We start from the raw sequence: 21250 nt of genomic DNA on the forward strand, positions 1-21250 counted from the left end.
TCGTCTTTTCCTAAAGGCGTCCAGCTTCTATAATGCGTTTGAGGAATGCCTGCGTACGTTCACCCTGCGGATTGCCGAAAATCTGCGAAGGTGGGCCTTCCTCATAGACTTTACCGCTTTGCAGGAAGCAGACCTTGTCTGCGACCTCGCGGGCAAAGCCCATCTCATGGGTGGCAAGCACCATGGTCATGCCTTTTTTGGCCAGATCACGCACGATATCAAGCACTTCTGATACGAGTTCAGGATCAAGTGCCGAAGTAATTTCATCCAGAAGCAGAAGTGTCGGATCCATCAGAAGGGCACGCACAATGGCCACACGTTGTTGCTGACCGCCAGAAAGACGGTCGGGGTATTCCTTCGCCTTGTGATCAAGGCCAATGCGGGCCAGCAATGCCAGCCCCTTTTCTTCGGCTTCTTTGAGGGGCATACCGAGAACTTTAGTCGGGGCCAGCGTCACATTTTCCATCACCGTCATATGAGGAAACAGGTTGTATCCCTGAAAAACGATGCCGATCTCGCGACGCAACAAGTCAAGATCGACGCCCGGACCCGTGACCCGGTCACCATGGAGACGAATTTCACCTTCATCGATCGTTTCCAATCTATTGATGCACCGCAGCAGAGTAGATTTTCCGCATCCGGAGGGACCAATCAGGCAAACCACCTGATGTTCCTCGATGTCGAGAGAAATGCCGGATAGCACTTCCAGTGTACCATAACGCTTATAGGCCTTATCAATTTCAATCAGTGCCATTTGTCTGGTCCTTTCTCACATGCTCGAACGTGTTTTCCGACGATCCCGTTCGATCAGACGATCGACGAAACGCGCCTGCGGGATGGTGATCAGGATGAACAGAATGGCCACCGTGGTGACGGCTGAGAGATTGAAATAGTTGCTGGCGATGATCTTGGACTGGTTGAAGGCGTCGATGGTGCCGATGATGGCCACCAATGCAGTATCTTTTTGCAGGCTGATACAGTTGTTCATAAGTGGAGGGATAATCCCACGCACTGCAAGTGGAATTACGACATAGCGCATCGTGCGCGTATAAGAGAGGCCAAGCGAACGGGCTGCCGCAATCTGGCTTGGGTGTACGCTTTCAATGCCTGCCCGGTAGACCTCCGACGTATAGGCGCCGTAGGTCAGCGTTAGCGCGATAATCGCATAGGAAATTGAAGACAGATCCCTGATGATCGGCAGTCCTGTCAGTGGGAGGCCGAACCCAATGAGATAGATGGTTATGATGGCGGGCAGACCGCGGAAAAGATCGCAATAGAATGTTGCAATCACGCGGATAGGTCTGCCAGCCTTACCCGGCAGCGTTCGTGCAATCGCTATGACCAATGCCCAGACAAGGATCAACAAGGCCGCAATGAAGAAGATAATGATATTCGTGCCAAAGGCCTTGAGCACAGTGCCAGAGGATTTCACTATAAGACTGACGTCGAAGAACGTGCGGCTGACGGCTGCGTCATTGGCGATGAGGAACCATGCGCTTGCGCTGATGATCAGCAATGCGACAGCATAGGAAATAGCTTGCCAGGATATATCCGATGCCTGAGCGCCGAACGCCCGTCCCTGATAGATATCGGTATTGTTTCCGGCCTTGCTGGATAGTTGAACGGCCCGCCAGGCAAACCAAAGGACGCCAAGCGGAGCAGTAAGAATAGCCAAGCTGGCCGCAATAACCGGTGTTGAAGACCAACCCTGGCTTATTGTGTAACTGGCAACACTATATGCGGTTTGTGCCATCGCCAGAAAGGTGAGGAACGAAAAGGCAAAAGCAAACAGAGATCGCCCACCATGGGTGCGGACCTTGTTGCGGTCGCGCCATTGTTGGGCGCGTTGCGCGCTGGCTTCAGGTGCCAGATGGGACATGACTTTACTCTCGATGAAACAGGTCAGGGCCTCGCTTTATTCACCGCCGGATATGCATCCCGAAGAGTAAGAAACGGCTTTCGGGATGCGTGTCAAAACGAACAGTTAGAACACTCATCTGATTCATTCAGATCAAAACATGCCCTATATGCGGTGTACGAAGCAGAAACCCTCACTTGACCAGGGTCGTATTTGAATATTGACCGGGCTGCAGCCCTAACGCCAAGTTGCAGCCCGAAAGATCGGTAGTTTACGGCTTCCAGAGTGGGATATTATCCGGAGATGTACCCCATGACGGTAGCAAGTAAGCTTCCTCAAGCTTCTTGAGCGTACCATCCTTGTGCATGTCTTCGATCAGCTGGTCGATGACTTTGCCGTTCGGCGAACCCTTTGGATAAATGCCCGCGGTCTCACCGCTCGATTCATATTTACCCACCACAGCGAGCCTGCCGTTGGAATTGTGTGCCTGGCCGAGCGTGATCGACAGATCGGTCATGACAGCATCGACCTTGCCTGCCGCGAGTGCGGTAAACATGGATGCGGTATCGTCAAAGACGTCAAGGCTTGCGACTTTGAGCGTGTCTTGTGCGAAAGGAACGAGTGTTGTTCCTGCTTGTGTACCCACCTTAACCGCTTTGATATCGGCTTCAGTCACAGGCTTATCGGCACGCGCCGCGACACCGTAGCCCGAATTCATGTAAGGCGCAGAAAAGTCTACAACTTTCTTGCGTGGCTCTGTAACGGAAATCAGCGCCAGAGCGATGTCATAGTCCTTATTCTGTCCTGCTACGATGGAGTCAAACGAAGCATTGACCAGTTTTACTTTATCGAGGCCCAGACGATGGGCAACATTAACCGCCATGCAGAATTCATAGCCATCTTTGATCGTATCCGGCGTGTCGCCATTAAACTGACCGACTGCAGGCAGATTGATGATGACCGTGAACTGGCCGGCTACTGCCGGCTCTATCTTCGCGGTGCCTTTTTCGCCGATCAGCGGACAGTCACCATACCCCTCAGTGGCGGCAGATGCCGTGCTGGCATAAGTTATGACGGCGGCACTTGCAAAAAGTGCTCCGTAAGCGGTTTGTTTGAAAAGTTTTTTTATTGTCATATTCCCCTCTTTTTATCCTTTGTTTGAAGGTTACTGTTGAAAAACAGGCTCACTCCCGGTGCGTGCGAGGTCCAGATAGACTTGCTGCAGACGACGTGTGATCGGCCCCGGTTCACCGTCTCCGATTGTATGATCTTGGATGCCAATGATCGGCGTTACAAAGCTCGAAGCGCTGGTCAGAAATGCTTCCTTTGCACCCTTCGCCTCATCGACTGTGAAAAGACGTTCTTCGATGCTGAGATGCTGTTCTTTGGCTATTTGCAAAACCGCCCGGCGGGTGCAGCCCGGCAAAATTGCATGCGAGTTTGGGCGGGTGATCAGCACATTCTCGTTGGTGATTATGAAAGCAGTCGACGAACCGCCTTCCGTGACGAAACCATCCTCAACTAGCCAGACCTCATGGTAGCCCTTGGTCTTGGCTTGCTTCTTGGCCAGCACCTGCGCCAAAAGCATCACGGTTTTGATGTCGCGGCGCGCCCAGCGCGTGTCGAGGGCAACGTCAACGCGCACACCATTGAGAACCGAAGGAGAGTTGGCGAGGTTTTTTGCCTGTGTCAACATGACGAAGTTCGGCTTCATGTTGTCGGCGTAAACGAAGTCGCGCTCGGCTTCGCCGCGTGTAACCTGCATATAAACGACGCCCTCATGCAGAGCGTTACGGCGGATCAGTTCTATTTGAGCTTTGCGAATGTCGTTGAGCGATGCAGGAAGCGGAATGCCTATCTCCTTCACCGAACGTTCAAGGCGTGCGAGATGCAGATCATTGTCTACCAGGCGCCCGTCGAGAACCGCACTGACTTCATAAATTCCGTCACCAAAGAGAAAGCCGCGATCAAAAACCGAAATTTTTGCCTCGCTCTCCTCTACGAAGGCTCCATTCAAATAAATTACCCTAGCCAAAACACGCCCTCGGACATTTCATTTTTTGTTGAGGGTGACGGTAAGTAAAAAGAATTTGGCAGGCCAATGCTATGTTTTGCAATCACTATGCAAAAACTGCATAACACATTTTAATGGCGATAGTTTGCTCAGAGATTTCTCTGTAGTGATGCTGTAAAGCCGAAACTTAAAGTGCGGGGCAGGTCGAAAATGGAACTGAAATGGCTTGAAGACTTTATCGCGCTTGCAAATACGTCGAGCTTTTCGCGCGCCGCTGATACACGCCATGTTACGCAATCTGCATTCTCGCGTCGTATCAAGCAGCTCGAACTCTGGCTTGGAGTGACGCTTGTCAATCGGGCAGTTTTTCCTGCAGAGCTTACAAAAGAAGGCAGGACCTTTCTGCCCATTGCGCAGGATGCCGTTCGGCAGTTTTACAACACACGCAAGGCGCTTCAGCCAAATCGTGAAGTCAAAAACCCGGTGATCACTTTCTCTGCTCTACACACATTGACGGTTACTTTCTTTCCGCAATGGCTCAAGCAGATCGACAAGGAAATTGGCACTGTACGCTCGCGGCTCAGTCCAGATCGGGGAGGGTTCGAAGATAACATCGCCACACTCACCGAAGGTGAGGTCGACTTTCTTCTCACCTATGCGCATCCGTCTGTGCCTATACTCATTGATCCTCAGCAATTTCCATCAATCGTGTTGGGTACTGACAGATTGATACCTGTTTCACCCCCTTCAGAATTTGGTCCAATGCTGGATCATGCAATCGCTAGCGGTGAGGCATTGCCTTATCTGAGTTACGGCGATTTTTCATTTTTCGGGGCGGCACTTTCACAAAAATTCCTGGTTGGACCCGATTTCAAACGACGGGTGATGCACGAGAACACGATCTCCATCGGGCTGAAGGCAATGGCGTTGGCGGGATGGGGAATGGCGTGGCTACCTGAAAGCCTGATTTATGACGAGATGCAACGTGGAGAACTGGTGCGTGCTTCCACGGATTCCTACTGGGACCTCACCGTTGAAATCCGCATCTATCGTCACGATACTCCCCTTCAAAATCACGCTGAAAGCTTCTGGGAATTCCTGTGCGCAAAACGTAAGTTTATTTCAGAGCAGGGAACTTGATACGCAGCACCCGGATGTTTGGCAAAAGACCTCTAAGGTTCGGATAGTGGGTGATCGTAAGTCCAGCGTGTCGCAGAATTTCGGTTTCAAACCAGCTTTAGTCTCAGATCTCGGCTGAATTGTTAATGATCGATTGTCGAAGTCAGCTTCGCATTGACCCTTCATAGCGTTGTCATCTAAGCAACGCTGCGTTCCTCTGGGGATGGCTGGTGCTGGGGCGCAAACTGATCATACTTGTCCGAAAGCGCGTATGAAGAAACCACAAGGAGAGCCGCGTGAAGGGGAATAACGTATTTGCTTTGCGACATATCTGGTTGCATGCATTTGTGCTGCTGATCATTTCTATTTCAGAACTGATAGGCATCCAAAAATTATCCATCGGTATTGGTGCTGTCATCTTTTTGCCTATGCTTTACGCATTTGCTTTAGGTGTCGTCTTTAATCCCAATATTCTTAAGGCAACCGGCAAAGTCCTGAAGTCGGATTCGGTTAAGCTTTCCGGCACAATGATCACCATTGCCATCATGCCGTTTATTGCCAAGTTTGGCACAACGGTTGGCCCGCAGATTGAAAACATCATCGCTGCCGGTCCTGCTCTGGTTTTGCAGGAAATTGGTAATTTGGGCACCATCGCGTTGGCGTTCCCGATAGCGGTGTTTGTGCTGCGTATGGGACGTGAAACCGTCGGCGCAACCTATTCCATCGATCGTGAGCCAAATCTGGCTTTGATTGCCGATAAATACGGACTTGATAGTCCTGAAGGTGCCGGTGTGATGGGTGTTTATGCGACCGGTACTTTGATTGGTACATTCGTTTTCGCTCTGCTACCACCAATCGTTCACAGCTTCGGACTGTTCGATTTCCGCGCGCTTGCCATGTCATGCGGCGTGGGTTCAGGCAGTATGCTCGCCGCCTGTACTGGCGGGTTGGTCAGCGTAATTCCGGAACAGAAGGATCTGATCCTGGCTTTGGCCGCAGCCAGCAATATTCTTACTTATGCGACGGGTCTCTATGTGGGCTTGTTCGTGGCGCTGCCTTTGACGGAATGGCTCTATAAGAAGTGCCGTCCTGAAGAATATCGCGATGCTGCATAAGGGGACGAGAATATGACTTCCGATTCTATGAAAAACAAAATCGACACTCTGACCCTGTCCGTTGAGACGACTGATGAGCGTAAGATTGATATCGTCGAAAATGCACTGCTGCTGATAATCGCCTGTTTTCTCGGGTTGGTTGCCAACTGGATTGGCACCGGTGTTACACCGGTACAGGCTCTGCCTGGCATGGCGATTCTTTATGCAGCGTCCATCTTTGGTTTGATGCTGGCCCGCTTCATGCCATTTTATCTGCCAAGCGTTGCATGGGTTTCGCTGATTGCCATCATCATCACCATTCCGGGTGTGCCGGGAGCTGATTACGTTGTGGCCAAAGTCGCTGACCTGAACTTCCTGGCATTGGCGACGCCTGCGCTTGCCTATGGCGGTCTGGCACTGACCCGCAACGAGTTTGAGATCGCCCGCCGCTCGGGCTGGAAGATCGTTATCGTTGCCATCTGCGTGATGATCGGTACTTATCTCGGCTCAGTTATTGTCGCGGATCTGACATTGCGTATAACGGGATAAAAGGTTTCCGGGGCAGGTTCATGAACCTGCCCCGGTTAGATGTCTCACATAGGGAATATTCATATGGCTGTTTTTCTGTCAGAAGCCGATGTCGCGGAGGCGCTTGCATGGCGGCATGATTTACACCGTCATCCTGAATTGGGTTTTGAGGAAAATCGTACAGCCGGCTTTATTGCTGAAAAGCTCGTGCAATGGGGCTTTGCCGTCAGGACGGGCTATGCCCGAACGGGTGTCATTGGTAGTTTGACGCGTGGTACATCCAAGCGCTCCATTGGTATCCGTGCTGATATGGATGCATTGCCGATTGTCGAGAAAAGCGGCGTGACCTATGCCTCGCAGACGACAGGAAAGATGCACGCCTGTGGGCATGACGGGCATGTAACAATGGCTCTTGCCGCCGCGAAAGCAATCAGTCAGCTCGAATTTGACGGCACAGTGCATTTCATCTTTCAGCCAGCGGAAGAAAACGAGGGTGGCGGCCGCGAAATGGTTCGTGAGGGGCTGTTCACAGATTTTCCCGTTGATGCGATCTATGGTCTGCACAATTGGCCAGCGCTTGATGTGGGGACATGTGTGGCACGCGACGATGCCATGATGGCGGCGTTTGGCACGTTTGAGATCGAAGTCACAGGCAAGGGTGCTCATGGAGCCATGCCACATGAAGGGGCTGACCCTGTGGTTGCAGCAGCTCAGATCGTTACTGCTTTGCAGACCATCGCCAGCCGTAACGTATCACCGCTTGAATCCGCTGTTGTTTCCGTGACGCAGATACATGGTGGCGACGCCTGGAATGTCATCCCTGAGAGTATGACGATCCGTGGCACTTCACGCTGGTTTTCCTCTGAAGTCGGGGCCACGATTTCTCGCCGTATGCAAACGCTGGCAGCATCGATTGCAGAAGGTTTCGGCTGTCGCGCGCGTCTCACATACGAAGAACGCTATCCATCGACAATCAATACAGCAGAGAATGCCCGCAAGATACGTGAACTGGCTGCTTCGCCGGGCCTCGGTCTTAAGGTACTTGATGTGGCACCAAGCATGGCTGCGGAAGATTTCGCGTTTATGCTCCAGGAAAGCCCGGGATGCTATTTCTGGCTTGGCAGCCGCCGTGATGGAGATAATCCGGGCCTGCATTCACCTTATTACGATTTCAACGATGCGCTTTTGCCAATAGGTGCCAATTTCTGGATCAAGCTGGTCGCAACTGAACTGTCTCCGGAGTAATGATCGTGTTGCGATATCCGGGATGCGTGTTGACCAATGGTGGCTGCTGAGCAACATACCGGTATGGAAACGCTCGACGCTAAAGAATTACGTATGTTCATAGCGGTGGTCCGGATCGGTTCGATCCGGGGTGCCGCCGAACACATGAACGTCGCGCCTTCGGTGGTGAGCCGCCAGATTGCGGATACAGAACGCAATATCGGCTTGCCGTTGTTTGAACGCAACGCGCGCGGCATGGCTTTGACCGAAGCGGGTGAACTAGTTCTGGAACATAGCAGGCGGGTTCTTGAAGAAAGCAGTCTTTTGACGGAGCAATTGGGGCTCCTCAAAGGCGTACAGCAGCGGCGTGTCCGTATTCTGTGTGGAGAGGGCTTTCTGGCTGATGTACTTGAGTATGGACTTGGCTCTTTTGTAAAAGTTTACCCCGACGTTCAGTACGATCTGCAACTTGGCAGTACCGAAAGTGTTCTTGATGGTATTGCCAATGGCGATGCGGATATTGGTATTGCTTATAATCCGCTGATGGATACGCGGGTTCGTTCTCTGGCTATTTCACGACAGCCGCTGTGTGTAGTGACGCCGCCTGAGCACCCATTGCTGAAAAAAGACCAGCTGCGTCTCGCTGACTGTGCGGGCTTGCCCAATGCGCTTTTGCGCCCGGGGCATGGCATCACGCAATTGGTCACGCGTGTTGCCGCTGATCGCGGTTTTGCTATTGCCCCCTTGGTGGAAACGACATCAATCGATGTTCTGCGACGGTTTGTGATTGCTGGCCTTGGCATATCTTTTCTGCCTCGCTTTGCAGTATCCACCGAGCTTGCGCGTGGCGCGGTCGGAATACGCGAACTGTCGGACCCGCCATTAGCTGAAGCGAGTGCACATTTGATGGTGCGCGCACGCCGCCGCCTGCCGCTTTCGGTTGAACGCCTTAGCGGTTTCCTTGCTGGTAGCATGGCGGCGTTCAAGTAAAATATCCGATCGACTGTTGCTTGCGATGGGACGCTGCGTTGTTCGCAATCCGGCTATGCGCTGCCCCCCATAGGTGCGAGCTTTCCTCCATTGAATTTTGACTGGCCCCGGCCGGTTTGATAAAAATGGAGATGCGGAATGTCGCTACAAGAAAAACCGGTGATTGGCGTTGTGGGCCTCGGCAGTATGGGGCTGGGCATGGCGCAGACGCTTGCGGCGAAAGGGTTTGCGACGCTGGGTTTTGATTTGTCTGCCGAACGTAAGGTACTAGCGGAAAAGGCGGGCGTAACGCCGTCAGACACGCTTGATCTCCTGTTTGAGAAGTCGAACTTTCTTGTGTTCTCCCTGCCAACGGCACGCGATGTTGAAAACGTCGTCAATGCGCATAGTCATCTGTTGGCAAGTGCCGATCGCGGTCGCGTGATCATTATCGACACGTCCACATCCGAACCCGATGTAAGCCGCGCGCTTGCGGCCAAGCTTGATGCCATGGGACATGGGTTCCTTGATGCGCCCGTCAGCGGTGGACCGGCTGGTGCGGCCTCAGGTAAATTGACCATGATGATTGGTGGCAGCGATGCCGATCTGGCGCTCGCCCAGCCCGTGATCGAAACCATGGCCGCCAAAGCACTGCATGTCGGCCCAAGCGGTGCCGGTAATGTCGCAAAACTCGTCAATAATCTGTTGGCGGCTGCGCATATGGTGACCACCAGCGAGGGGCTGAAACTGGCACTTGCTGCCGGAATAAGCCCGGAATCCGCATTGCGCGTGCTGAATGCTGCCTCAGGAAAGTCCATGATAAGCGAGGTCCATTTCCCGACCTGGGTAATGAACGGCCGGTTCGATAGCGGCTTTTCGATGGGGCTGATGCGCAAGGATGTTCGTCTTGCCCAGGAAATGGCCGTGCGCACTGGTGCGGAAAACCCGCTGACATCGGTTGTAGCAAAGCTTTGGGCCGGTGCCGATCACCTTAAAGACAGTGATGATTTCACCCGCATGGGTGCGTTTCAGCCTGAATCCTCCAAATAATGAGCAATATGATGACCCAACCAATTGACCCACAGGTACAGGCCGCCCGCATCTCCGAGATTTTCAAAGGCTTCTTTCCAAAGGGTGAAATAGGCAGTTTCGTAAACGGCGCAATAATCGCAGGTAGTGGTGCTGATCAGTACCTCACCGATCCCGCGACCGGCAAGATCTTCGCTTCGTTTAAGGACGCAGACCAGTCGATCATCAATGCCGCTATGGATAGCGCTTCCCGTGCTCAAAAAGAATGGATGTCGCTAACCGCGTCAGCGCGCGGTCGTGTGATGAACGAAATCGCCCGGCGTATCCGCGAACATGCCCCTTTGATTGCCGAAATTGAAAGCCGCTCCGCAGGTCGTCCGATCCGTGACATTCGTGGCGAGGCCGTACGTGTCGCCGAAATGTTTGAATATTATGCCGGTTGGTGCGACAAGCTTTACGGCGATGTTATTCCTGTTCCGAGCAGTCATCTCAATTACACTCGGCACGAGCCAATTGGCGTTGTCACACAGATTACGCCGTGGAACGCGCCACTTTTCACCGGCGGTTGGCAGATTGCGCCGGCAATCTGTGCAGGCAATGGCGTCGTGATCAAACCATCTGAACTAACGCCTCTTTCCACGCTCATTCTTGGCTTGATGTGCGAGGAGGGTGGGGCGCCGCGTGGGTTGGTCAACGTTATCGCGGGTCAGGGACCAACTGCGGGTCAGGCTGCAGTTTCGCATCCGCGCACCGGTCTCGTCGTTTTTGTTGGCTCGGCACAGGCAGGTTCAGCCATCGCAGCAACGGCCGCCAAAAATGTTGTTCCCTGCATTCTCGAGCTCGGTGGTAAGTCTGGGAATATCGTATTTCCGGACGCCAATATTGAGCGCGCAGTTATTGGCGCACAGTCGGCAATCTTCAGCGGTGCCGGGCAGAGCTGCGTTTCGGGCTCACGCTTGTTAGTGCATCGTTCTATCCATCAGCAGTTTGTAGAGCGCTATGCCGATGCGGCAAACCGGATCGTTGTCGGTAATCCATATGACGACAATTCACATATCGGTCCGATTAACAACGAACGCCAATGGTCAAAGATCGATCAGATGGTGCGTGACGGCGTATCCGACGGTGCTGTTCTTGCAGCAGGTGGTAAAAAGCCTGAACAGCTCGAGGAAACAGGTGGCTATTATTACGCCCCCACGATCCTCGACCAAGTTGATCCGGCAATGACGATCGCAAAGGAAGAAGTGTTCGGGCCGGTTGTTGCTGTGATGCCTTTCGATGATGAAGCAGAAGCGATTGCTCTTGCCAATGACAATCCTTATGGGCTTGCTGGTGCCGTATGGACAGAAAATGTAGCGCGCGCCCATCGGGTGGCTGCAAATGTGCGGGCAGGCACCTTTTGGATCAATGGCTACAAAACCATTTCGGTGATGTCCCCATTTGGTGGTTTCGGGCGTAGCGGTTACGGGCGCTCAAGTGGCAAGGATGCGTTGATGGCCTATACGCAGGCCAAGAGCATCTGGGTTGAAACGGCAGAAAATCCTGCCGTGACTTTTGGTTATTCGCCCGAAGCTTAAAGCGCATATGCTTGCGTTCAATTAACAGAAAAGGTGATGATAAAGAGTATCGGAGCAACACAGTACGCTTTATCATCATCCGAAATCTGATCTTTATTGTGTTATAAACTCCTCATTTTGTGCCGTATACATTTGTCCTGTGAACATGAGATTCAGCTGGTCACCGACTTGAGATAAGTTCAGTTGCTTTCTCTGCGATCATAAGGACCGGTGAGTTGGAATTTCATGACACACTCTTTGGTTTGATGGATACATCGACAACGCACGGCCGCTCATAGCCCCGTTTAATGTTCTCATACATACGCTTTTAATGGGGAGTATTGCTTCTTAGCTTCTGCTCCGCATAAACGAAGGCTGCATTGATCAGAACCGCAAGTGCCGCCACGATGAAGCCACCTTGCAGAACGAATGCCGTATTGCCGGATAGAAGTCCTGCAACGATGACTTCGCCAAGTGTGCTTGCCGCAACGGTTGAACCAATGGTTGCGGTAGAGAGCGAAATAATCGCAGTGAGGCGTATACCCGACAAAATCACTGGTAGTGCAAGCGGCAGCTCAACATTGAACAATAATTGCCGATCGGTCATGCCCATGCCGCGACCTGCATCGATCACAGATGGTTCAAGCTCAGTGAGACCAGTCAGTGTATTTTCAAAAATAGGTAGCAGGCCATAGAGTAATAGAGCGATGAAAGTCGGAACTGAACCAAAGCCGAAGATCGGCACGGCGATGGCCAGAACGGCGACAGGCGGAAAGGTCTGTCCGATATTGGCGATGGCGCGCGACAGTGGCAGGAATTCGCGTCCGCTGGGCCGGGTGGTCAAAATGCCGAGCGTTACTGCAATGATCGTCGCCGTCAACGTTGTGATCCCGACCAATGCCAGATGGTTGATGGTGAGTGTCAAGAGTGAATTCTGCGTGTAGATGGCCGGTGCATTATCACGGGTAAACGGTGCCAGCCAGCTCTGAAACCATTCAGACTTTAAAATGAAAATGCAAAGAATTCCCAGCAGTCCGGTTTTCAGAACTGTTCCCAGTTTCATGCGACCCTCCGGGCACGGTTTTCAATTGCTGTGCGGGTGATGCAGCCAACGATCTCACCGTTGCGGCTAACGGGCAGTGCAGGGCGACCTGACCACAGGCTGGTGCCAAGTGCTTCGCGCAGCGATGTGTCGCTGGATATTGCTTCGCCTTCGGCTTGACCCGGTTCAATGAGACCATCGACTGTTTCAAGCGATAACAGCCGGAATATGCGGTCGCTGCCACCACCGAGCAGGGCATGAACAAACTCTGTTGTAGGCTGGGTGATAATTTCTTCCGGTGTCGCATATTGCAGCAATTTACCCTCATCCATCACGGCAATGCGCGAGCCAAGCCGGATCGCCTCTTCCATATCGTGGGTTACGAGAACAATGGTGGTACCGTAATGCTTCTGGATGGCCAGCAGATCTTCCTGCGCCTTGTCACGGATTATTGGGTCGAGCGCACCGAATGGCTCATCCATCAAAAGGATGGCTGGATTGGATGCCAAGGCGCGGGCGACACCGATGCGTTGCTGCTGACCACCTGAAAGCTCATGCGGCATGCGATCACGATAGATAGCCGGGTCGAGATGAAACAGCGATAGCAATTCATCGACACGAGCAGAGGTTTTGGCCTTGCCCCATCCGAGGAGATTGGGGACAGTTGCGATATTCTCGGCGATGGTGCGGTGTGGAAACAGTCCGTGATCCTGAATGGCATAGCCGATACCACGGCGTAGAATATGAGGTGGCAGTTCGCGGTTGTCTTTGCCGTCGATCTTGATAACGCCACGGCTTGGTTCAACAAGGCGGTTGATCATGCGCATCAGCGTTGTCTTGCCCGCTCCGGACGTGCCTACAATGACCGCCACATCGCCTGCTTCGATTGCCAGTGAGACATTGTCGACGGCAATTTGTGTGCCGTAGACACGTGTAATGTTTGAAATCTCGATCATCGGACGGGTTCCAAATTCTGGTGGCCGCGGCTGATTTCAATCAGCGCGTCTAGCAAGATGGCGGCGAAGGATGCCATTGCAACGGTTGGCAGAGCTCCGAGCAGCACCAGATCGGTGGCTGTCTGGGCGATCCCCTGAAAGACGAACATGCCAAGACCACCGCCACCGACGAGACCTGCAATGACCGCAAGACCGATATTCTGCACGAGCACTATACGGATACCGGTAAGGATCACGGGGAAGGCCAGTGGTAATTCTACTGAGAACAGGCGTTGACGGCAGGTCATACCCATACCACGGGCTGCGTCCACGATGGACGGCGATACACGATCGAGACCTGTAACGGTTGCTGAGACGATGGGCAAAAGCGCATAAGCGACAAGCGCAATAAATGCGGGTGTGGGACCGATGCCGGCAATGCCGAGCGCAGCCGCGCCTGGCATATTAGCGCCAACCCATGCAAGGGGGGCGATCAGCGCGCCAAATAGCGCCATCGAGGGAACGGTTTGGATTACATTGAAAAAAGACAAAACCACATCGCGGATTCGTTTAACGCGATGGATTACGATGCCGATGGGAGTGGCAATGATGAAGGCAGCGATCAGCGAGCCCACCGCCAGAAAAGCATGAGTACTTAGTGCGCGCATGAATGTGCTACGGCGGGAAGCATATTCCTTGAAAATGGAAACATCGTTCCAGACGCCGCTATAGAGCAACACACCGAGCAAAAGAACGAAGATACCGAGTGCTACCAGCCGTGACGGGGGCCTTAAATGTAACCGCACAAGCGTGTCACCGATGGCAAGTGCCAGAGCAAAGACCATCAGCCATAAGCTGCCGCCAGGCGAAACACGGGCGTAATTATTGCCAGTTGGTGTAAGATAGGTCGCGCTCCAGCCAATGGAGATGGCCAGCATGATGAGAGTGATGACCAGAATTCCAAGCCGGACGCCAGACTTCGACCGCAGCGCCATGATGAGGGCTGTACCGAGTGCCAGCACGATTAAGACAAGCGCCTGCAACAAAGGCAAGGCATTCCATATATAGACCGGCGCAGTTGCTGCGATGCGATTGGGACGCACGAGAGCAAAAGGTTGGATGAATATTGCAGCAATGATGATGAGCGCAATAACCAATCCCAGCCTGTCGAAGACAAAACTTGATGGAGAAGCGGTGGCATGGTCTGCGGTGAATTGCATGATGCGTCCTGTTCGCCAGGAGTTCTGCTGGCTTAACGTCCGGATATGCGCGGCGCCGGTCCAGCAAGCCGTATGCGAATAGACCCTGCCGGAAATTCTAAAACATCCGGCAGGAGAAGGGATTACCTGATGAAGCCTTTGGAGGTCAGGTACTCGCGAGCAACGTCAGTTGCAGGCTCGCCACCGACCTGGACGCGACCGTTGAGTTCCTGAAGGTTCTCAAGAGAGAAGGACTCAAATACCGGTTTTAGCAGTTCAGCAATTTGCGGATTTTCCTTCAGCACTGCTTCGCGAATAATTGGGGTCGGTAAATAGACGGGCTGCACACCCTTGTCGTCTTCCAGCACCGTAAGATTAGCAGTTTCGATGCCGCCATCGGTGCCATAGACCATGGCCGCATTGGCGCCTGAGGTTTGCTGTGCAGCTGCAGCGATTGTCGCTGCCGTGTCACCCCCAGAAAGCGTGATCAACTGATCAGGTTTGAGGGTGAAACTATATGCCGTCTGGAAGGCGGGCAAGGCCGTAGCTGAACTTACAAATTCTGACGATGCTGCAAGCTTTACCTCACCGCCAGCGTTCACATATTTACCGAAATCAGTCAGGGACTTCAGATTGTTCTTTTCTGCTACATCGTGGCGCACAGCAATTGCCCATGTATTGTTGGCATTGGCAGGCGTTAGCCATACAATCTTGTTAGCATCATAATCGAGCTTCTTGGCTTCTTCATATCCTGCTTCAGCCTTGTTCCACACAGGCAGGTCGCCTTTGTTGAAGAAGAAAGCAGCATTACCGGTATATTCAGGATAAATGTCGATTTGGCCTTGCAGAATAGCTTCGCGCACGATCGGCGTCGCACCAAGCTGGATCTTGTCGACAACAGGTATGTTGTTCGCCTTAAGAACCAGCAAGATAATGTTTCCCAACACGCCGCCTTCGGTGTCGATTTTGGAGCCGACAACAACGTCGGCAGCCAAAGCAGAGTTGGCAACAGTCACCATGCCGGCAAGTATGCCGACTATCATCAGTGATTTTCTCATGGTTATGTTCTCCCACACAGTCAGACACTGTTTGAGGTTCAGGCTAGTTTAAAACACTGGGAAGGGATATACCCATGTTCCGAACTAAGGTTGTCTCAACAAGCGCCTGATTGTCAGAATACGTCAATTGCTTCGTCTACTCACTCTGAAACGTGGGAAAATTTCCATTGTGAGATAGTCTTCATTGAAACTCGAAATATGCACCAGAGCGGGACGGTTGAGGAATTCAACGGTATTGTTTCGGAAGGTCAGCAAATCATCGCTGCGCAATTCACGCAGCATTCTATTAATATGTATCGGCGTGAGTCCAAGAGCATCGCCCAGCTCGGATTGCGTGAGGGGACAGAAAAAACGTTCCTCATTTCCTGTTCCGTTCAGTCGCGCACGATGGCCCAGCTCCAGCAGGAGATGGGCCACCCGAACAAGAGCGCTGCGCCGTCCGATACTGATAATATGTTCCACAAGGATGGCGCGTTGCCGAGCCATCAGTTCCATGAAGGTCATGGCGAGGCGCGGCGATTTTGCGAGAGATTCTGTGAGATGGTCGAGAGAAAGCTCAAAGACTGCGAGTTCAGTGACTGAGATTAAAGTATAATAGTTAAATCCGATTCCGGTTCTAAAGCCGAGAAAGTCGCCTTTCATCGGAAAGTCGAGGATCTGACGATCACCATCTGCGAGATCACGATAGATGCAGCCCCATCCGCCTCTGATGACGTGGAGAGAGTTTGCCCAGTCGCCCTGGCTGCTGACAACCGTATGCGGCGCGTAAGTTTTCATGGACACTGGAAGTGCGCTAAGGATGCCGAAATCGTTCTCCTCAAAGACTGCACCAATTGGCGGGTTTTCGAGGAAATGGCGAAATGTTTTTGCGTCGTCAATCATGACCGCCATTGGCACATATCCGCAGAAGTGATGGTTTGCCTGATTCTCGCGCCTTCCGATTTCGTAAGGGGCGGGCGTTCTGGCGTTCTATAGATAAGTGTCGGGGAGCATATCTGTTTTGGCAAGGTAGTAATCTCTACCACTAATTGCGTAGATGTCAGAGCTTTTACTAAACCATATTTCCCACAAGTGCTTAATCTAGGTTAATGACATTGTGATAAAATTAGGGCACTCTTTTAATCAATAAAAGCAAAAATAAGAATTGATTACGGGGTTAATAATATATCTCGCTGAAATCAAAAACAGGCGGCCGTTGCGCTTCAGTCATCGTGACGCGAATACGAAAGAGCTGTGCGCATAATTCGGATTTGAGGGCGAAAAAATGAACGTTTCTCCGCATTTCAATGGTGTAAACAGTGAAATAAGAAATAGTAGTCAGGTTGTATCTAAAGATGTATCAGTTAAGTCGGAAGATTCTTTCGATAGTTTGCTGCCATTACTTGTAATAATCGACAACCGTGCGTTGGATCGCGAATGTCTGGCGCATGGACTAACCAACCATAGCATCGAAATGTCGATCGCGACATTCAGTTCCTTCGAACAGTGGCAGCATCAACGTCGCGGACGTACTGTTAGTGCTGTGCTCTTCAATATAGGTGGCCAGAAAGTTTCGGATCCTGCCGTGGGCAATTATTTGAACCGCATTGTCAACGATTGTGCACCGGCGCCGGTCATCATTTTGGCGGACAAGGAGGAAATTTCTCAGGTCCTCAAGGCACTCGATCATGGTGTACGGGGCTATATTCCAACATCCGTCAATGTGAATGTATGTGTGGAGGCTTTGCGGCTGGCAATGGCCGGCGGAACCTTTGTTCCAGCAAGCAGTGTGCTTGCTCTTCGACACGCGACAGATCCGAATTCGCATCGGCTTCAGCCTTTGGGGGGAATGTTTACCCAGCGCCAGGCGGAGGTTGTTAATGCGTTACGTCGCGGCAAGGCGAACAAGATCATCGCCTATGAACTCAAACTTCGGGAAAGCACAGTTAAGGTTCATATTCGTAACATCATGAAGAAACTGAAGGCGTCTAATCGCACAGAAGTTGCCTGCATTATCAACGAACTGTTCCCGTCGGAAACATCCTTTTCCGACATCCAATAATTCCTCACGAATTTGGGAAAACAGTTTCGTCACAACGCAGAGCCTTTTCTCATAAAGGAGACTTTTTGTGATTATCTCCGACGTTTCATCAGGAAACGCGCGGCAGCCATTGGCTGACCTGCTCGAAACCATAAAACGCAGAAAAACATTGCTTATTGTACCGGTCGTAGCAGGGGCTTGCATTGGGTTTGCAGGCTACCTGACTGCGCCTGTCAGTTATGTTTCGGAATCTGTGCTGGTGCTTGATATGCGACGCGTGCAGGCGCTTCCAAATGAGAGTGCTATCACCCCCCTACCTCAAGACAGCCCAGTTCTTCGTTCTGAACTCGACATCATCAGCTCACGCATGATGGCCCGCAAGGTCATCGATATTCTGCAAGCCGATAACATCGTCGTGCCGACGGAGTTCCGTTCGCGCACTGTGCTTTCTTCTGTATCCGATAGTGTGACGCGGGAGCGCGAAGCACGCGATGTTGACCCCGCAGCACGTGAACGTCAGCGGATCGATCTTTTGCTTTCGCGGTTACGCGTGAATAACGACGGTCGATCATACACGATATTCATTTCATATCGTGCCTCCGACCCTGTTTATGCGGCAAAGGTCGCCAATGCATTCGTTACGGCCTATCTTGAACATCAGATCGATGTGCAGCAATCGGCAGCACGTCGCGTTAGTGAATGGCTTGGTGAGAAGCTCGTTACGTTGCGTAGTGGTCTTGAAGACGCTGAGCGTGCTGCCGAAGATTTCAGACAAAAGTCGCGCCTCGCTGGAGAACCAGGACAGATTAGTTTTCAGGCGCAACGTGTTGCCGCATTAAACACTGAAATTGTTGCGGCAACTGGTGCGGTATCGCTCGCGGAGGCAAGGCTTCGCACGGCGGAGTCTTTGAAAACAAATAATGAAGCGCCGGCAATGACCGAAGTGTTGGCTTCACCAGCGATCCAGACACTTCGCAATGAACAAGCGCGTGTCGAGCGCCAGCTTGATGAACTGAGATCCAATGGTGCTTTGAAAAGTGCGGAAATTCCTGTTCTCACCGCTGAGCGGGAAGCGCTCAAGCAACAGATCTCAGCGCAGGTTGATGAAATCACAAAGAGTCTCAGTAATGAAATCCAAATTGCCCGACAACGCAGGATAGGGCTTGAAGAAGCCCTCAAAGCTGCAGAAGCTGAACTTGGAGACGCCAATCAAGCTCAAGTCAAAGCTGTGCAACTTGACCGTGAAGCCAATGCCAGCAGAACAGTCTATGAGAGCTATCTAACCCGCTATAAGCAGCTTATTGAACAAGACGGGATCGCTGCGCCTGAAGCGCAAATGATCTCTGCTGCAGAGCCAGCAATGGCCAAAGCGAGTCCTAATCTGGCAAATTGGCTGTTGCTCGGTTTGGGGCTGGGTGGACTGGTCTCGATCCTGGGCACGGTTTTGAGAGAAACATTCGATAAAATTCGTCCTGCTCAGACGGCATCATTCATTCTTCCGGGAATTCCTGCAGCGACCCTGCTTCCATTGGCGCGCCAACTTACAGTGCCAATGCTCGTCAATCGTGGGCTCGATCCAGCCAGCGCTTTCGGACGCGCTATCAAGTCAATTCACGATCGATTGCGGTTACTGACACGTGGGCGGGATTCCCTTGCTCTTTCGGTCGTGTCGCTGACCGATACTGAAGGAAAAACCCTGCTTATTACAGCATTGGCACAACAGTTCGCCGCATCGGGAGTGGCTGTCGCTGTCATTGATGCAACAAACCGGCAGTCAAGGCTTTCAGAGGCATTCGGACTTCCTGAAAGTGAATATGGTATTGCGTCTTTGGGTCGGGTTCTGCCGGGTGCATCTCTCATACACGATCACAGTTCAGGAATAGATATCATAACTCCGGGAAAGCAGTTGCAAGAGGGGGAATGGCTTGCAGACCTCATTGCCCAACTTCGTGTTGATCATAAAATTATACTCGTAGATCTACCAGCAGTGCTGGAGGACAAGCGCTCGCTTCTTTTATCCCGAGCCACTGATACCGCACTTTTAGTGGTTCAACCGGATCGGAAGGATCAGCATGCAAACCTGGCGCTTATACAAACAATGGCGTCTTTCGGACGCAAGCCAGCGCTTGCAGTCGTCAACCAGGTTTCGACCTCCTATCGCAACTGGATCAATCTCGCTGTCGCGTTTTGTCGTTCGAGTGCCGGAAAAGCCAGCAGGTTGCTGCGAGCGGTAACTGCGCGACGCAATCAAACCGTGACTGACAAAGCGCAAGATCAGGCGTGAGGCAATAAAATGGTTTACCGGCATAATCACTTCCGTTTGAGTTACCACTTTAAAGCAGCGATGTTGTCAGGATTGATCGCTGTTGGGGTGGCGAATGGGGCCTTGGCACAAGGGCAGGCTTATCTCGTCAGTCCCAATGATGTTTTGCAGGTCACAGTTTATGGTCAACCATCCCTGACGGGCCTTTATCCGGTCGATGTGGATGGCAATATTGGCTATCCAGTGGTGGGCAACATCAATGTCGGCGGTCTGACACCGCCGCAAATCAGCGAAAAGATTGCCAGCTCGCTGTCAGAACATATACCAGGTCTGACTGTGACTGCCGTGATTAATCAGTATGCGCCCGTATTTATTGTCGGCGATGTAAAAGCACCCGGCAAGTATGAGTTTCGCCCGGGAATGGTGGCACTTGAGCTCATGGCTTTGGGCGGAGGAGCCGGAAAAGGTGAGGCGCCAGCAGTCACAGCCGGTATGCAATTAATTTCTGCGCAACAAGAATATGCTGATCTGCAAATGCAGATCACGACGACGAATATCCGTAGGGTCCGTCTCCAGGCTGAACTTAATGGAACGGAATTCAAGTATGAGTTACCGGATTCCACACCGGCGAATAAACAGGCTGCAGCGCTCAGTCAGCATATGTTAGAGGGCGAAAAGACACTTTTCGATGTTCGTCGTAATAATCTTGCTGCCGAACGTCAGGCACTGGAAGCGCAGTCAGCAAGCTATGGAGATGAAATCCAGACACTCCAGCAGAGCATCAAACTTCATGATACTGAAATCCAGCTTCTGCAGGAGAATGTCGATTCAAGTAAGTCACTTGTCGACCGTGGGCTGGCTGCAAAGTCCAATCTTCGTGATATGGAGCGCGATCTTTCTGCAACACGGCGTGATGCGCTGGAATTGGGATCGTTTCTGGCGCGGGCAAGGCAGAATCAACTCGCCGTACAACAGCGTATTGCCAATCTTGAGGAGGTTCGCAAAAGCGAAGCCGCTGGAAGTTTGCAGGAGCTCGATCTCAATATTGCCCGTATGGAGTTGCGCAGCAATGCCCAACTTCAAACAATGGCCGAAATCGCCAAATCTTCAGGCAATATTTCTTCATCTGATATGCGTCAGAAACTGGTTTTCACAATCAGTCGGAATGTAAATGGTACATTTGAAGACATTGTCGGTAACGAACGCACGGAGATCAAGCCCGGCGATATTTTACGTATCGAGTTGGACATGAGTAAAATAACGGGTTCACCTTCGTAAGTGTAGCCTACCAAAGATCCCAAATAAGAAGGGCGCCTCCCATAAACTGGAGGCGCCCTCTAAT

The 21250-nt window shown here is 52.0% G+C and carries 19 protein-coding genes; 10 read left to right on the forward strand and 9 right to left on the reverse strand.

Annotated elements, in window-relative coordinates; all coding sequences use genetic code 11:
* Window positions 1-10: 10 nt before the first annotated feature.
* From CEV33_RS19915 to CEV33_RS19930, 4 genes are all read right to left on the reverse strand, one after another.
* Window positions 11-754, reverse strand: coding sequence for an amino acid ABC transporter ATP-binding protein (locus CEV33_RS19915; RefSeq protein WP_094542135.1), 744 nt, complete (start codon window positions 752-754; stop codon window positions 11-13).
* Window positions 755-769: 15 nt separating this feature from the next.
* Entirely contained in the window at window positions 770-1879 is a 1110-nt protein-coding gene (locus CEV33_RS19920; RefSeq protein WP_094542136.1) for an amino acid ABC transporter permease, read from the reverse strand.
* A 250-nt stretch (window positions 1880-2129) separates the two neighbouring features.
* Window positions 2130-2993 (reverse strand): ABC transporter substrate-binding protein, encoded by an 864-nt coding sequence (locus CEV33_RS19925; protein WP_094542137.1) that lies wholly within the window; start codon window positions 2991-2993, stop codon window positions 2130-2132.
* 30 nt (window positions 2994-3023) lie between these two features.
* Entirely contained in the window at window positions 3024-3875 is an 852-nt protein-coding gene (locus CEV33_RS19930; RefSeq protein WP_094542138.1) for a D-amino-acid transaminase, read from the reverse strand.
* Between the two features lie 207 nt (window positions 3876-4082).
* Between CEV33_RS19930 and CEV33_RS19935 the strand changes: the two genes are divergently transcribed.
* The 7 genes from CEV33_RS19935 (at window position 4083) to CEV33_RS19965 (ending at window position 11412) form a co-directional block, all read left to right on the forward strand.
* Complete coding sequence (locus CEV33_RS19935) at window positions 4083-5012, forward strand: LysR family transcriptional regulator (protein ID WP_094542139.1); 930 nt, start codon at window positions 4083-4085, stop codon at window positions 5010-5012.
* 275 nt (window positions 5013-5287) lie between these two features.
* Window positions 5288-6106 (forward strand): DUF3100 domain-containing protein, encoded by an 819-nt coding sequence (locus tag CEV33_RS19940; protein ID WP_094542140.1) that lies wholly within the window; start codon window positions 5288-5290, stop codon window positions 6104-6106.
* A gap of 12 nt (window positions 6107-6118) precedes the next feature.
* Window positions 6119-6634, forward strand: coding sequence for a hypothetical protein (locus tag CEV33_RS19945; RefSeq protein ID WP_094542141.1), 516 nt, complete (start codon window positions 6119-6121; stop codon window positions 6632-6634).
* A gap of 63 nt (window positions 6635-6697) precedes the next feature.
* Window positions 6698-7858, forward strand: a complete 1161-nt coding sequence (locus CEV33_RS19950) for a M20 aminoacylase family protein (protein ID WP_094542142.1) — start codon at window positions 6698-6700, stop codon at window positions 7856-7858.
* A gap of 36 nt (window positions 7859-7894) precedes the next feature.
* Entirely contained in the window at window positions 7895-8827 is a 933-nt protein-coding gene (locus tag CEV33_RS19955; RefSeq protein ID WP_235818467.1) for a LysR family transcriptional regulator, read from the forward strand.
* 138 nt (window positions 8828-8965) lie between these two features.
* The gene (locus CEV33_RS19960; RefSeq protein ID WP_094542144.1) at window positions 8966-9856 is read left to right on the forward strand and encodes an NAD(P)-dependent oxidoreductase; all 891 of its coding nucleotides are present in this window, start codon (window positions 8966-8968) and stop codon (window positions 9854-9856) included.
* Between the two features lie 11 nt (window positions 9857-9867).
* On the forward strand, window positions 9868-11412 hold the full coding sequence (locus CEV33_RS19965) for an aldehyde dehydrogenase family protein (RefSeq protein WP_094542234.1): 1545 nt from the start codon (window positions 9868-9870) through the stop codon (window positions 11410-11412).
* Between the two features lie 307 nt (window positions 11413-11719).
* On the opposite strand, the gene CEV33_RS19970 is transcribed toward CEV33_RS19965, so the two are convergent.
* The 5 genes from CEV33_RS19970 to CEV33_RS19990 all read right to left on the reverse strand — a co-directional run bounded on the left by CEV33_RS19970 (window position 11720) and on the right by CEV33_RS19990 (window position 16516).
* Window positions 11720-12454, reverse strand: coding sequence for an ABC transporter permease (locus CEV33_RS19970; RefSeq protein WP_094542145.1), 735 nt, complete (start codon window positions 12452-12454; stop codon window positions 11720-11722).
* Window positions 12451-13389: an ABC transporter ATP-binding protein gene (locus CEV33_RS19975; RefSeq protein WP_094542146.1), complete on the reverse strand. Its 939-nt coding sequence runs from the start codon at window positions 13387-13389 to the stop codon at window positions 12451-12453. Before CEV33_RS19975 ends, CEV33_RS19970 begins: the two co-directional genes overlap by 4 nt.
* On the reverse strand, window positions 13386-14588 hold the full coding sequence (locus tag CEV33_RS19980; protein ID WP_094542147.1) for an ABC transporter permease: 1203 nt from the start codon (window positions 14586-14588) through the stop codon (window positions 13386-13388). The genes CEV33_RS19975 and CEV33_RS19980 overlap by 4 nt, the downstream gene beginning before the upstream one ends.
* Before the next feature lie 122 nt (window positions 14589-14710).
* Window positions 14711-15625: a glycine betaine ABC transporter substrate-binding protein OsmF gene (gene osmF, locus CEV33_RS19985; RefSeq protein WP_094542148.1), complete on the reverse strand. Its 915-nt coding sequence runs from the start codon at window positions 15623-15625 to the stop codon at window positions 14711-14713.
* A gap of 123 nt (window positions 15626-15748) precedes the next feature.
* Entirely contained in the window at window positions 15749-16516 is a 768-nt protein-coding gene (locus tag CEV33_RS19990) for a Crp/Fnr family transcriptional regulator (protein WP_094542149.1), read from the reverse strand.
* Between the two features lie 373 nt (window positions 16517-16889).
* Here CEV33_RS19990 and CEV33_RS19995 point away from each other — a divergent pair, with 373 nt between their 5' ends.
* The 3 genes from CEV33_RS19995 (at window position 16890) to CEV33_RS20005 (ending at window position 21186) form a co-directional block, all read left to right on the forward strand.
* The gene (locus tag CEV33_RS19995) at window positions 16890-17666 is read left to right on the forward strand and encodes a response regulator transcription factor (protein WP_094542150.1); all 777 of its coding nucleotides are present in this window, start codon (window positions 16890-16892) and stop codon (window positions 17664-17666) included.
* Between the two features lie 67 nt (window positions 17667-17733).
* The gene (locus tag CEV33_RS20000; protein WP_094542151.1) at window positions 17734-19929 is read left to right on the forward strand and encodes a GumC family protein; all 2196 of its coding nucleotides are present in this window, start codon (window positions 17734-17736) and stop codon (window positions 19927-19929) included.
* Between the two features lie 9 nt (window positions 19930-19938).
* Window positions 19939-21186, forward strand: a complete 1248-nt coding sequence (locus CEV33_RS20005) for a polysaccharide biosynthesis/export family protein (RefSeq protein WP_094542152.1) — start codon at window positions 19939-19941, stop codon at window positions 21184-21186.
* Window positions 21187-21250: the final 64 nt, after the last annotated feature.

Origin of the sequence: Brucella grignonensis, assembly GCF_002252505.1 — a bacterium.
In the GTDB taxonomy this organism is placed as follows: domain Bacteria; phylum Pseudomonadota; class Alphaproteobacteria; order Rhizobiales; family Rhizobiaceae; genus Brucella; species Brucella grignonensis.